General features: G+C 61.6%; 1 protein-coding gene. It reads left to right on the plus strand.

Annotated features, from left to right (window positions below):
- Nucleotides 1–50 precede the first annotated feature (50 nt).
- The coding region (gene mobB / locus PZH32_RS12475; RefSeq protein ID WP_275208565.1) for a molybdopterin-guanine dinucleotide biosynthesis protein B at nt 51–310 on the plus strand (260 nt) is incomplete at its 3' end.

Raw genomic sequence — 310 nt, forward strand, 5'->3', positions numbered from 1 at the left:
CGGAGTGCGAATGCCCCGTGACGCTGCGGTTCCAAGATAGAAGGCCCCAAATGGTGAACATTCCCAGTCCTGCGGTTGCCATTGTCGGACTCCACAACTCGGGCAAGACGAAGCTCATCGAGGCGCTCATTGCCGAGCTGGTGGGACGCGGCATCGACGTGGGATCCATCAAGCATCATTCCCACCGTGGCTTCGACATCGACTATCCGGGCAAAGATTCCTATCGCCATCGCGCCGCCGGGGCCTCGGAATCCGTTATTGCGGCGCCGGGTCAGGTGGCGCGCATCCAAACGGTGGAGGGAGAGGTGGA

Source organism: Adlercreutzia equolifaciens (assembly GCF_029076695.1).
Classification (GTDB): domain Bacteria; phylum Actinomycetota; class Coriobacteriia; order Coriobacteriales; family Eggerthellaceae; genus Adlercreutzia; species Adlercreutzia equolifaciens_A.